Source organism: Pseudomonas sp. St386 (assembly GCF_018325865.1).
Lineage (GTDB): Bacteria > Pseudomonadota > Gammaproteobacteria > Pseudomonadales > Pseudomonadaceae > Aquipseudomonas > Aquipseudomonas brassicacearum.
In genome coordinates, this window is sequence record NZ_AP021900.1 from 4,031,527 (window position 1) to 4,043,447 (window position 11,921).

At 64.7% G+C, this 11,921-nt stretch carries 9 protein-coding genes; 8 read left to right on the forward strand and 1 reads right to left on the reverse strand.

The window, feature by feature from the left end; genetic code table 11:
* Positions 1-2 precede the first annotated feature (2 nt).
* The 8 genes from KI235_RS17620 (at position 3) to KI235_RS17655 (ending at position 11,585) form a co-directional block, all read left to right on the forward strand.
* Complete coding sequence (locus KI235_RS17620; RefSeq protein WP_003202656.1) at positions 3-947, forward strand: DUF58 domain-containing protein; 945 nt, start codon at positions 3-5, stop codon at positions 945-947.
* Positions 944-1,438, forward strand: coding sequence for a DUF4381 domain-containing protein (locus tag KI235_RS17625; RefSeq protein ID WP_038857025.1), 495 nt, complete (start codon positions 944-946; stop codon positions 1,436-1,438). The genes KI235_RS17620 and KI235_RS17625 overlap by 4 nt, the downstream gene beginning before the upstream one ends.
* The gene (locus KI235_RS17630; protein WP_003202661.1) at positions 1,431-2,510 is read left to right on the forward strand and encodes a VWA domain-containing protein; all 1,080 of its coding nucleotides are present in this window, start codon (positions 1,431-1,433) and stop codon (positions 2,508-2,510) included. The genes KI235_RS17625 and KI235_RS17630 overlap by 8 nt, the downstream gene beginning before the upstream one ends.
* Positions 2,507-4,243 (forward strand): tetratricopeptide repeat protein, encoded by a 1,737-nt coding sequence (locus KI235_RS17635; RefSeq protein ID WP_003202663.1) that lies wholly within the window; start codon positions 2,507-2,509, stop codon positions 4,241-4,243. The genes KI235_RS17630 and KI235_RS17635 overlap by 4 nt, the downstream gene beginning before the upstream one ends.
* Entirely contained in the window at positions 4,240-5,877 is a 1,638-nt protein-coding gene (locus tag KI235_RS17640) for a BatD family protein (RefSeq protein WP_013693554.1), read from the forward strand. Before KI235_RS17635 ends, KI235_RS17640 begins: the two co-directional genes overlap by 4 nt.
* 226 nt (positions 5,878-6,103) lie before the next feature.
* Entirely contained in the window at positions 6,104-7,348 is a 1,245-nt protein-coding gene (locus tag KI235_RS17645) for an exonuclease SbcCD subunit D C-terminal domain-containing protein (RefSeq protein ID WP_003202667.1), read from the forward strand.
* Complete coding sequence (locus KI235_RS17650; RefSeq protein ID WP_027911852.1) at positions 7,345-10,986, forward strand: AAA family ATPase; 3,642 nt, start codon at positions 7,345-7,347, stop codon at positions 10,984-10,986. Before KI235_RS17645 ends, KI235_RS17650 begins: the two co-directional genes overlap by 4 nt.
* On the forward strand, positions 10,983-11,585 hold the full coding sequence (locus KI235_RS17655) for a glutathione S-transferase (protein ID WP_013693556.1): 603 nt from the start codon (positions 10,983-10,985) through the stop codon (positions 11,583-11,585). Before KI235_RS17650 ends, KI235_RS17655 begins: the two co-directional genes overlap by 4 nt.
* Positions 11,586-11,728: 143 nt before the next feature.
* Here KI235_RS17655 and KI235_RS30630 read toward each other — a convergent pair whose 3' ends face one another.
* On the reverse strand, positions 11,729-11,854 hold the full coding sequence (locus KI235_RS30630) for a hypothetical protein (protein ID WP_003202672.1): 126 nt from the start codon (positions 11,852-11,854) through the stop codon (positions 11,729-11,731).
* Positions 11,855-11,921: the final 67 nt, after the last annotated feature.

Genomic DNA, 11,921 nt, shown 5'->3' on the forward strand with positions numbered 1-11,921 from the left:
TCATGAATAACCCGTTGGCGCCCGCACCGGGCATCCGCGTCAGCCTTTCGGAGCTGATCGAGATGCGCCATCGTGTGCGCGAGGTGCAGTTGTTCTCGACACCGGGACAGCGCAGTCCGCTGATCGGCCTGCATCACTCCAAGCTGCGCGGACGCGGGGTGGATTTCGACCAGGTGCGGGTCTACCAGGCCGGCGACGACGTACGCACCATTGACTGGCGCGTCACCGCCCGGACCCAGGAGCCCCACACCAAACTGTTCCACGAAGAACGCGAGCGGCCGATCTTCATCATGATCGAGCAAAGCCACCGGCTGTTCTTCGGTTCGGGGCTGATGTTCAAGTCGGTGCTCGCTGCCCAGGCCGCCAGCCTGATCGGCTGGGCCGCGCTGGGGCACAACGACCGGGTCGGCGGCCTGGTGTTCGGCAATAACACCCATTACGAGGTCAAGCCGCGGCGCAGCAAACAGAGCCTGTTGCAATTGCTCAACCGGCTGGTGCGGGTCAATCAGTCACTGCACACCGAAGGCGAGCCGGATCGCGACTCGTTCGGCATCGCCCTGCGCCGCGCCCGGGAAGTACTGCGGCCCGGCAGCCTGGTGATCGTGATTTGCGACGAGCGTGCGTTGTCCGACAGCGCCGAACAGCAGTTGAGCTTGCTGTCGCGCCATTGCGACCTGTTGCTGCTGCCGCTGTCGGACCCGCTGGATCACGCCCTGCCCGCCGCCGGCCTGCTGCGCTTCGCCCAACACTCTTCACAGTTGGAGCTCGACACCCTGAACTTCGAACTGCGCCAGGCCTATCGCGCCCAGGCCGAGGCACGCCAGGAGCGCTGGGAAATACTGGCGCAGAAGCTGCGGATCCTGATGATGCCCCTCAGCACCCAGGGCGACATGGTCGAGCAACTGCGCGAATACCTGAACCCCAAGCGGGCCGGGAAAAGTCGATGAGCAACCTGGATCAATTGCAGCCACTGATAGCGCCGCCCCCTATCGGTTTCTGGCCTCCCGCGCCGGGCTGGTGGTTGCTGCTGGTGTTGATCCCCTTGCTGGGCCTGGGCCTGTGGCAGTTGCGCCGGTTCATTCCCGCCAAGCGCACCGCCCCCCGTGCCGAACAACCCCTGGACCCGGTGCGACTGGCCGCGCTGGCCGAACTCGCCCTGCTGCCCAAACCCTACGATGGGGCGCCGGCTGGGGCCTGGCTGCAACAGCTCAACGGGTTGCTCAAACGCCTGTGTCGCAACCATTACCCCTACAGCCAGAGCCACACCCTCAACGGGCGCAAATGGCTGGCTTTCCTGGATAACCGCTGCCCGGCAGCTGGCCTGACCCGCTGGATGGTGCTGGTGGAAGGCGCTTACAAACCCGAATGCAAGCTCGATGACAAAGCCATCGCCGGCCTGACCCAGGCGGTCGAAATCTGGATTCGCAAACATGTTTGAGTTCGCCTGGCCGTGGGTATTCGCCCTGTTGCCGCTGCCTTGGCTGATGCGCCTGGTGCTGCCGGCGGCCGACAGCGGCGAGCCAGCGCTCAAAGTCAGTTTCCTCGGCGACCTGGAAGGCCTGGTGGGTCGGCGAGCCCGGGCCAATCTGCCGACCTGGCGGCAACAGGCGCCCTTCATCCTGCTCTGGCTGCTGTTGCTGATCGCCGCTGCCCGACCGCAGTGGTTGGGCGAGCCATTGCCCATTGCCGCCAGCGGTCGCGACCTGCTGGTGGCGGTGGATGTCTCGGGTTCCATGGACTTTCCCGACATGCAATGGAAAGACGAAGAGGTCAGTCGCCTTGCGCTGGTCCAGCACATGCTCGGGGATTTTCTCGAAGGCCGCGAAGGTGACCGGGTTGGCCTGATCCTGTTCGGCAGCCAGGCCTATCTGCAGGCACCGCTGACCTTCGACCGCCGCACCGTGCGCCATTGGCTCGATGAGGCGCGCATCGGTATCGCCGGCAAGAATACGGCCATCGGTGACGCCATCGGCCTGGCCCTCAAGCGCCTGCGCCAGCGGCCGGCCCATAGCCGCGTGTTGATCCTGGTCACCGACGGCGCCAACAACGGCGGCGAAATCGACCCACTGACCGCCGCGCGACTGGCCGCCGACGAAGGCGTGAAAATCTACCCGATCGGCATCGGCGCCGCCCCGGAACAAAGCGGCACCACAGGTTCGCTCGGCGTCAACCCGAGCCTGGACCTGGACGAACCGACACTCAAGGAAATCGCCGAAGTCACCGGCGGCCAGTATTTTCGCGCCCAGGATGGTGAGCAATTACTGGGGATCAAGACCACCCTCGACCAGCTCGAACCGGTGACCCAGCAACCGACCCAGGCCCGTCCTGCCCTGGCGCTGTATCACTGGCCCCTGGCCGTTGCGCTGCTATTGAGCATGTTGCTGGTGGCCCGGGCGCGCTGGCCGGACAATCCGTTGCAGCGCCTGTTCAACCAGCCGCTGTTCCAGCCAGCCCAACACACCGAGTGGCGCCAGCGGCTCAAGCGCCTGCGCTTGCGGAGGCGTCGATGATCGCCCTCTGGCCACATTGGCTACGCCCCTGGTTCGTGTTGCTGCTGCCTCTGCTGGGCTGGTTGCTCTGGCAACTGTGGCACCGGCAGAAACGCGTGGGCCGCTGGCAGATGATCCTGCCTCCCGCCTTTCATGCTGTGCTGCTCAGTGGCGGCAGTGGCCGTGAAAGCCGGTTGCCGTGGATTGCCCTGGGCCTGGGTTGGCTGTTGATCGTGCTGGCGTTGCTGGGGCCGAGTTGGGCGCGGGTCGAACAGACTAGCCAGAAACCCGCCGACCCGCTGGTGGTGGTGCTGGAGCTGACCCCGGAAATGCTCGCCACCGACGTCCCGCCCACGCGCCTGGAACAGGCTCGGCGCAAGGTACTGGACCTGTTGCAGAACCGCAGCGACGCCCAGACCGCGATCATCGTCTATGCCGGCAGTGCCCATACGCTGGTGCCGCTGTCCGACGACCTGTCCACCAGCGCCAACCTGCTCGAAGCCCTCGCGCCGTCGATCATGCCGCAGAGCGGCCATCGTGCCGACCTGGCGGTCCGCAAGGCGCTGACCCTGCTGGACCAGAGCGAGCTTGGACAGGGTCGGATCCTGCTGATCGGCTCATCGCTGAATGAGCAGGAGCGCCAAGGCATTCGCCAGGCCCTGGACGGTTCCGCCACGCAATGGCTGATGCTGGGCATCGGTACCCGGGAAGGTGCCCCCGTGGCCCAAGAGGATGGCAGCTACCTCAAGGATGCCCAAGGCGCGATTCTACTGCCGCGCCTCGACAACCCGGGCCTCAAGGCGTTCTCCAATGAGCTGGACGGCCGCTACCGGCCGGCGCGCCTGGATGACAGCGACCTGCGCGGCCTGGGCCTGTTGGACGGTCCTCGCCATCTGCGCAGCGATGGACAAACCCTGCGCCTGGACACCTGGGCCGACCAGGGTTATTGGCTGCTCCTGCCCCTGCTGCTGTTGGCCGCCTGTGCCGGGCGGCGAGGCTGGCTGTTCTGCCTGCCGCTGTTGTTCGTGTTGCCGCAAACCGGCCACGCCTTCGAATTCCAGGACCTGTGGCTGCGCGCCGACCAACAGGGCCAGCACTTGCTCAAGCAAAAACGTCCCGCCGAAGCCGCCGCCCACTTCGAGGACAGCCAGTGGCAAGGCGTCGCCCTGTACGAAGCCGGTCAATACAGCGAAGCCGCCCGACGCTTCGCCGAAGGCAATGACGCCCGCGCGCACTACAATCGCGGCAACGCCCTGGCCAGGAGCGGCGAACTGGAAGCCGCGCTGGATGCCTATGAGCAGGCCCTGGAGTTGCAACCCGACCTGCGCCCCGCCCAGACCAACAAGGCCCTGGTGGAAAGCTTGTTGAAAGAGCCGGCCGCCGTACCGGAAGAACCCAAGCCTGCCGAAAGCGAGGAGCCGGCCCCCACCGAGCAACCGCCAGACGCCGACTCACCCACCCAGTCTTCCGAACCGGGACAGCCCTCCCACGAGCCAAGCACGACATCGGACGAGTCCCAGCCCCCGCGGACGGCACAACCGCCTACCGCCCAGGATGTACCGGGCAGCGAACTGCCCGATGAGCAGACCACCACCCCGCCACTGCGTCCTGCCGCAGGTCAGCGCAATGAAGAAGAACAGCGCCAGGCACTGGAACAATGGCTGCGCCAGATCCCGGATAATCCAGGGGAGCTGCTCAGGCGTAAATTCTGGTATGAACAGCAAAGCCATCAGGCCCAGGAAAAAACCCAATGACCCGCTTCACCGCCTACCTCCTCGTGTTGCTGCTCTGGGCCTCTGGAACCCAGGCTGCACAGCTGACTGCCAGTGTGGACCGCAGCCGCCTGAACTCCGGGGAAACGGTGGAACTGACCCTGGAATCCAACGACGCCACGTTGTTCGGCAAACCGGACCTGGGCCCGCTCCAGGCCTTGTTCGATGTGCGCGGTACCCGTCAGGTCAACCAGTTGACGACCCTCGACGGTGAGAACCGTGCCACCACCCGCTGGATCGTGACCCTGCTGCCGCGCCAAAGCGGCACCGTGATCATTCCGCCGTTGCAACTGGGCGAAGTGACCAGCCAGCCGATCACCCTGCAAGTGGTCGAAGGCGAAACCCGCAACGCCTCCCAGCCCCTGGCAGCAGTATTCATCGAGGCCAGCCTCGACCAGACCGAAGTGTATGTTCAGGCCCAGGCGATCTTGACCCTGCGCATCTACCATTCGGTGTCGCTGTACGACGACAGCAGCCTCACGCCGCTGCACATTCCCGATGCCCGCACCGAGCAACTGGGCGAATCGCGCACCTATGAAAAAGTCATCAACGATGTCCGCCATGGCGTGATCGAACTGCGCTACGGCATCTATCCGCAACGCAGCGGCGAACTGACGATTCCGGCCCAGACATTCAGTGCCACCCTGGTCGAGCCGGTAGCCCAGGACGCCGTACCTTCGGGCCCCAAACCCGGCCAGTTGATGCGGGTAAGCTCCGCGCAACTGTTGCTGCGCGTCAAGCCCAAGCCTGCCAGCTATCCGGCCGACGTGCCCTGGCTGCCGGCACGCAGCCTGTCCTTGAGTGAAAGCTGGAGCCCGGAACCGACCCACAGCCAGGTGGGCGATTCCCTGACCCGCAGCCTGACCCTGGAAGCCGAAGGCCTGGCCAGCGCCCAGTTGCCACCGCTACCGGCCACGGAGATCAACGGCCTGCGACGCTATCCGGACCAACCGGTACTCAGCAGCCGCAACAGCGAGCGCGGGCTGGTGGGCAGCCGCGAAGACCGCGAGGCCCTGGTGCCCAACCGCAGCGGGACCATCGAGCTGCCACCGGTGGAAGTGGTCTGGTGGAACACCCTGGAAGACCACCTGGACCGCACCAGCCTCCCGGCGCGGACCCTGCAAGTGGCGAACAATCCAAGCTTGATGGTGGACACGCCGGCCGGCACGACGCAGATCGTGACAACGGTCGACAGCGAGGCCCTGTGGTACTGGCAACTGAGCACCTTCCTCCTCGCCTGCACCACGCTGCTGGGCTTTGGCTTGTGGTGGCGCGCCCGCTGGCAGCCAGCGATCCTGCGCTCGACCCAGACCGGACCGAGCCCACGCACCCTGCTGGATGACCTCAAACGTACCTGCCTGGCCAACGACCCCCACGCCACCCGCCAGGCCCTGGACGCCTGGGCCCGCCAGCAGCCGGAAACCCTGGCCGACATGGCGGCGCGTTTCGTGCCGCTGTCCGACGCCCTGGACGGCCTCAACGGCGCGCTCTACAGCGAAACCGGCCAGCATTGGCAGGGTGAAGACTTGTGGCGGGCCATCCGCACCATCCCGCCCACCGAAGGGGGGCTGGGCTCGGCGGGTGATTCGGGGTTGCCGCCGCTTTACCCCAAATAAACCCGCTTTTTTCGTAGCCTTTGTGGCGAGGGGTTTTATGTACGGGCAAAACGGGTGGGAGCATGGCGGGCAAGCCTTGCTCCCACATAAATATCCTTGCCACAGGATCAGTGTTCATAGATCCAGCGAAGTTGAACAAGTCCTAGCCCCGGTTTCCCAGTAAACTCTGCTTCTTTTAGCCGCCCTCTTCTTCACCGCGGCCATCATCAGTTTCCTGGAGTTCACCTTGCGTCTGTTTCACACCTCCGACTGGCACCTGGGGCAAAACCTGCACGGCCAGGAACGCGATTTCGAACACGCCTGCTTCCTCGACTGGCTGCTGCGTCAACTGACCCACGAAAAGCCCGACGTATTGCTGATCGCTGGCGACATCTTCGACACCGTCAACCCGCCGGTCAAAGCCCAGGAGCGGCTGTACGATTTCATCGTCAGTGCCCATGAACAGAACGCCAACCTGACCATCGTGATGATCGCCGGCAACCACGACTCTGGCTCGCGGATCGAGCTGCCTGCGCCGCTGATGCGACGCCTGCGCACCCATGCCCTGGGTCGGGTGCTGTGGCTGGACGACGGTCAACTGGACGTCGAGCGCCTGTTGTTGCCGTTGCCCGATGCCAAAGGCAAGGTCAAGGCGTGGTGCCTGGCCCTGCCGTTCCTGCGCCCTGCCGAAGTCACCGGTGCGCAACTGGGCGACGACTACCTGCGAGGCATCGGCCAGGTGCATGAGTGGCTGATCGCCGCGGCCAACAACAAGCGCAAGAAAGGCCAGGCGCTGATCGCCATCAGTCATGCGCACATGGCCGGTGGTTCGGTGTCCGAGGATTCCGAGCGCAGCCTGATCATCGGCAACGCCGAGGCCCTGCCCGCCAGCCTGTTCGGCCCGAGCATCAGCTACGTCGCCCTCGGCCACTTGCACAAGCCGCAGAAGGTCAACGGTGAAGAGCGTATCCGCTACAGCGGTTCGCCGATCCCGCTGTCATTTTCGGAGATCGGCTATCAGCATCAGATCCTCGACATCACCCTGGACGGCGAAGCCCTGGTCAAGGTCGAGCCGCGCCTGATCCCGCGGGCCGTCAACCTGCAACGCCTGGGCCCGGCGCCACTGGCCGATCTCCTGGTGCAACTCAAGGACCTGCCCGACATCGACCTGCTGGCCGATGTCCAGCGCCAACCCTGGCTGGAAGTGCGGGTGCGCCTCGATGAGCCGCAGCCGGACCTGCGTCACCAGGTGGAGACCGCACTGCAAGGCAAGGCCGTACGCCTGGTGCGGATCGCCGCCGAGTATGCCGGCAACGGTGGCGCTGGCAGTGCCGATGATGGCAGCGCGCTGGTGGAGCTGGATCAACTCAGCCCGCAGGAGTTGTTCAGCCGCGCCTGGCAGGACACCTACGGCAACGAAGTGGACGAACAGACCCTCAAGGACTTTGCCGTGCTGTTGCAAGACGTGCAGATGGAGAGCGAGCAGCCATGAAGATCCTCGCGATCCGCCTCAAGAACCTGGCGTCCCTGGCCGGGCCGTTTGAAATCGATTTCACCGCCGAACCCTTGGCCAGCGCCGGCCTGTTCGCCATTACCGGCCCCACGGGCGCCGGCAAGAGCACGCTGCTCGACGCCCTGTGCCTGGCGCTGTTCGGCGCCGTGCCGCGCCTCAATAACACCGGGCGTGACGCCAAGGTACCGGACGTCGATGGCGAGATTGCCACGGGCGATCCGCGCACGCTGTTGCGCCGAGGTACCGGCGATGGCTATGCCGAAGTGGATTTTCGCGGCATCGACGGACGCCGCTATCGGGCCCGCTGGGAAGCCAATCGCGCCCGGGAAAAAGCCGGCGGCAAGTTGCAAGCCAGCCGCCAGAGCCTGCGGGACCTGGACAACGATCAACTGCTGGCGAGCCAGAAAGGCGAATACAAGACCCAGCTCGAAGCGGCCCTGGGCCTGAACTTCGAACAGTTCACCCGGGCCGTGCTGCTGGCCCAGAGCGAGTTCAGCGCGTTCCTCAAGGCCGATGACAACGATCGCAGTGAACTGCTGGAAAAGCTCACCGACACCGCCCTGTATACCCGCCTCGGCCGCCGCGCCTTCGATAAGGCCAAGCAAGCCAAGGACAGCCACCGGCAATTGCAGGACCAGGCCACCGGTGTCACGCCGCTGGCCCCCGAGGCCCGGGCCGAGCTGGACCAGCGTTTCAACGACGCCCAGCAACAACTCAAGGCCCAACAGGCGCAACTCAAGCAACTGGAGCAGCAGCACACCTGGCTGCGCGACCTGGGCCTGTTGCAGGATGAACACGCCAGCGCCGCCGAACAGCTGCAACAGGCCCAGGCCGATTGGAACGCCCTGGCCGACGAACGCCTGAAACTGGTTCGCCTGGAGCAACTGGCGCCCCAGCGCCATCAGTTCATTCGCCAGGCCGAACTGAGCCGACAGCTCGACCCCTTGGCCGTGCAGATCCAGCAGCTTACCCAGCAGCAGCTCAATCTCCATGACCAGCAGGCCGAACTGGAAAAAAGCCTGGGCGCCGCGCAACTGGCGCTGGCTGCGGCCCGCCAACACAGCAGCGACAGCGCGCCGTTGCTGCGCCAGGCCTTTGAAGAGCAAAGTACCCTGGCCCGCCTCGCCAGGGACGCCAGCCAGGGCGCCGAGCGCCAGGAACAGGCGCAGCAGGCCTGCACCGAAGGCCAGCGCACCATCGACACCTTGCTCGAACAGCAAAGGCAGGTGGCCGAGCGCTTGCAGCGCATCGCCGGCACGTTGGAACAAAGCACGCACCTGACCCCGCTCAGCGATGCCTGGAACGCCTATCGCGATCGCCTCCAACAACTGATGCTGATCGGCAATCGCCTGAACCAGGGCCAGGCCGAACTCGCCACACTGGAACAAGGCGCCGCCCGCGCCGCCGAGGAACTCGCCACCCACCGGCAAGACCTCGAAGTGCTCTACAAGGAAGCCGGCGCCGAGCCGGAGGCAGTGGCCGAACAGATCCAGTTGCTTGGCAATCTGCTGCAAGACAACCGCAAGCAATTGCGTGCTTTTGAAGACCTGACCCGGCTGTGGGCCAGTCAGCAAGAGCTGGACAAACGCGGCGCCGAACTTGAACAACGCCAGCAACGGGCGTTGCAGGAACGTGACCGGCTGGTGCGTGAAGGCGGCGAAGCCAAGGCCGAACTGACCATTGCCGAACAGACCCTGACCGTCACCCGTGAACTGCTGGAGCGCCAGCGCCTGGCCCGCAGCGAAAGCGTCGAGCAACTGCGCGCACAGTTGCAGGATGAACAGCCCTGCCCCGTGTGTGGCAGCATCGAGCATCCTTATCACCAGCCCGAAGCCCTGCTGGAAAACCTCGGGCGCTTTGATGAAACCGAAGAAGCCAACGCCCGCAAGGCCGTCGACCTGCTCAATGAAAAAGTCATCGACCTGCGGGCGCAATACAGCGGGGTCATCGCCCAGCTCAAGGAACTCAAACAGCAGCAGGAACAGCTCGCCAGCCAGCAACAGAGCCTGGCACCCAGCCTTGAAGCCCACCCGTTGTCGGCGCAACTGCTGGCCCAGGAGACGAACAAGCGCGACGCCTGGCTGACCCAGCAGAACAGCCAACTGAACCTGCGCATCAGCCAGGACGAACAACGGCAAACCGCCCTGCTGACCCTGCAGCAGGACGCCGCGCGCATGACGCAGCGGCTGCGTGGAGCCGAGGCAGCCAGCCAACAGGCCTCACAGCACCTGGGCAACCAGCAGCAGGAGCTGGCCCGCGACCGCCAGCGCCTGGACGAGGAACTGAGCCACTTCAGCGCCCTGCTACCCGCTGACACCCTGCAAGCCTTGCGCAGCGAACCCGCCGCAACCTTCTTGCAGCTCGACCAGCAGATCGCCCAGCGCCTGGAGCAACTGGAACAGCAGCGCGACGAACTGGGCGAACAGCTCCAGCGCCAGCAGACCCTGGAGAAAGAACAGGACCGCCAGCAGACCCGCCTCCAGCAACTGGAAGCGGCCCGCCTGCAATTCAGCGCCCTGAGCGAGCAACAACAGGCCTGCCAGGAGAAACTCACGCGATTGCTCGGCGAGCACACCAGCGCCGAACAGTGGCAGCAACAACTCGACCAGCGCCTGGAACAGACGCGGGATGCCGAGGCGACGGCCAATCAGCAGTTGCAGCAATTGCGCAACGATCTGGTGCAACTGGCCGCCGAACTCAAGGCCCGACAGGAACAGGCGCAATCCCTGGACCACGAACGCCAGGCGCTGGCCGCCGGTATCGCGCAATGGCGCACCACCCATCCGGAACTGGACGATGCCGCCCTCGAGGCCCTGCTCGGCCTGGACGAGCAACACGTCAGCCAGTTGCGCCAGCGCTTGCTCAACGGCGAAAAAGCCATCGAACAAGCCAGAGTCCTGCTCACCGAACGCGAGCAGCGCCTGCAAAACCACCAGGCCCAACACAATGGCAACCTGGCGCCTGAGCAACTCGCCCAGGCTCTCACCGAACTGCAAGGCCAATTCGCCGTAAGCGAACAGCACTGCGCCGAACTGCGCGCCGAACAGGCCGAAGACCAGCGCCGGCAGAACGCCAACCAGGCCCTGGCCCAGCAGATCGAACAGGCCTACAACGAGTACCAGCGCTGGGCGCGCCTCGATGCCCTGATCGGTTCGGCCACCGGCGACCGTTTCCGCAAGCTGGCTCAGGCCTACAACCTCGACTTGCTAGTGCACCACGCCAATGCCCAACTGCGGCAACTGGTGCGCCGCTACCGGCTCAAGCGCGGCGGCAGCATGCTCGGGCTGCTGGTGATGGACACGGAAATGGGCGATGAACTGCGCTCGGTGCATTCGTTGTCCGGCGGCGAAACCTTCCTGGTCTCCCTCGCCTTGGCATTGGGCCTGGCCTCGATGGCGTCCAGCACACTGAAGATCGAATCGCTGTTCATCGACGAAGGCTTCGGCAGCCTCGACCCCGAATCGCTGCAACTGGCGATGGACGCCCTCGACGGCCTCCAGGCCCAGGGCCGCAAGGTCGCGGTGATCTCCCACGTGCAGGAAATGCACGAGCGGATCCCGGTGCAGATCCAGGTGCGTCGCCAGGGCAACGGCTTGAGCACAGTGGAGGTGAAATGAGCCACGCCACGCTCTATTCCTTCCGTCGCTGTCCCTACGCCATGCGGGCGCGCATGGCCTTGCGCTACAGCGCGGTCGCACTGGATATTGTCGAAGTCAGTCTGAAGGCCAAGCCAGCCGAGATGCTCGCGCTTTCAAGCAAAGGCACGGTGCCGGTGCTGCAGGTCGATGGCCGGGTGATCGATGAAAGCCTGGAGATCATGAACTGGGCCTTGGCCCAGCACGATCCGCAAGACTGGAGGCTACGGGACGACCCCGAAGGCCAGGCGCTGACAGCGGCGTTGATCGAGGAAAACGACCAGGTATTCAAGCTGCACTTGAATCGCTACAAATACCCCGAGCGCCATCCCGAGTACCCGAAGGAACATTACCGTAGCGAGGGTGAAAGCTTTCTGCGCAGGCTGGAGACCTTGCTTGAGACCCGGACGTTTCTGGCGGCGCATCACCCGAGCCTGGCCGACGTGGCAGTGATGCCCTTCATACGGCAGTTCGCCCACGTCGACCGCGACTGGTTTGCCCAGGCGCCCTACCCTCGGCTACAAGACTGGTTGCAGAGGTTCCTGGATTGCGAGCTGTTCGTGGCGATCATGGCCAAGTAACCGCTTGCACCCAGCCCTGTGGCGAGGGAATTTCTGTGGGAGCAAGGCTTGCCCGCGATGAAGGCGATGCGGTCCTTCAGAAATCGAGTCGCCTGTATCGCGGGCAAGCCTTGCTCCCACACAATCTCTATAACCAGAGCCGATCAGTCGCTAAGCAAGCTCAACAATCGCTCACGCGCCGCTTCCAACTCGCCGGAATCTGGCTGGGCCGCGGAAACAATCGGAGTGGAATAGAGAAACAGCAGCATCACCGCCAGACGCATCGCCATGGTGTCGGTCCTTAATCGGCAAAGGAGTCAATTTATCAGCGTCAAATTTAAACACATGGCCAAGTGA

What these genes read in the sequence shown, in the direction of transcription:
- KI235_RS17620 (WP_003202656.1), top strand. Translation starts at nt 3, where the DNA reads ATGAATAACCCGTTGGCGCCCGCACCGGGCATCCGCGTCAGCCTTTCG.
- KI235_RS17625 (WP_038857025.1), top strand. Translation starts at nt 944, where the DNA reads ATGAGCAACCTGGATCAATTGCAGCCACTGATAGCGCCGCCCCCTATC.
- KI235_RS17630 (WP_003202661.1), top strand. Translation starts at nt 1,431, where the DNA reads ATGTTTGAGTTCGCCTGGCCGTGGGTATTCGCCCTGTTGCCGCTGCCT.
- KI235_RS17635 (WP_003202663.1), top strand. Translation starts at nt 2,507, where the DNA reads ATGATCGCCCTCTGGCCACATTGGCTACGCCCCTGGTTCGTGTTGCTG.
- KI235_RS17640 (WP_013693554.1), top strand. Translation starts at nt 4,240, where the DNA reads ATGACCCGCTTCACCGCCTACCTCCTCGTGTTGCTGCTCTGGGCCTCT.
- KI235_RS17650 (WP_027911852.1), top strand. Translation starts at nt 7,345, where the DNA reads ATGAAGATCCTCGCGATCCGCCTCAAGAACCTGGCGTCCCTGGCCGGG.
- KI235_RS17655 (WP_013693556.1), top strand. Translation starts at nt 10,983, where the DNA reads ATGAGCCACGCCACGCTCTATTCCTTCCGTCGCTGTCCCTACGCCATG.
- KI235_RS30630 (WP_003202672.1), bottom strand. Translation starts at nt 11,854, where the DNA reads ATGGCGATGCGTCTGGCGGTGATGCTGCTGTTTCTCTATTCCACTCCG.